This is a genomic window from Candidatus Symbiopectobacterium sp. NZEC135 (assembly GCF_025962695.1).
On record NZ_JAGFPF010001422.1, the window covers coordinates 1 to 549 of the forward strand.

General features: G+C 47.9%; 1 protein-coding gene. It reads left to right on the forward strand.

The window, feature by feature from the left end; all coding sequences use genetic code 11:
• A partial coding sequence (locus J5224_RS34615; protein ID WP_264629343.1) for a fimbria/pilus outer membrane usher protein occupies positions 1-549 on the forward strand: 549 nt, incomplete at both ends.

Here is a 549-nt window from a genome sequence, read left to right on the forward strand (position 1 = left end):
CTTTCTGACAGCTATCAATCCTGGGCAGCGGGCGTGGGGAAAAACCTTTATTTGCTGGGCGCACTCACGGCAGATGTCACACAGTCGCGCGCCACGCTGGAACAAGCGCCCTCAACGCTGATGGGACACTCTTTTTCTCTGAACTGGTCCAAATTCTTTGACAGCATCGAGAGTCAGGTCAGCTTTGCTGGCTATCGTTTTTCTGAAAAAACATTTATGAGCATGCCGCAGTTCTTGTCGGCACTGAATTACGACAGTGCCCTGTACAGTGAAAAAGAGCGCTATAGCATCACGGTATCGAAAAACTTTGCCTCAGAGAAGACATCACTGCTGAGCGGTATGTCCACCTACCTGACGTATACCCACAGCACATTTTGGAATGCTGCCGAGCAGGATCGCTATGGCGTTTCATTAAATAAATATTTTGATTTCGCAGGCATAAAAGGCATTTCCGCCAACCTGTCTGCCTATAAAACCACGTATAACCAGCGTAGCGATGACAGTATTTATCTGAGTTTTTCGATTCCGTTACGGGACAAAGAACGCGTG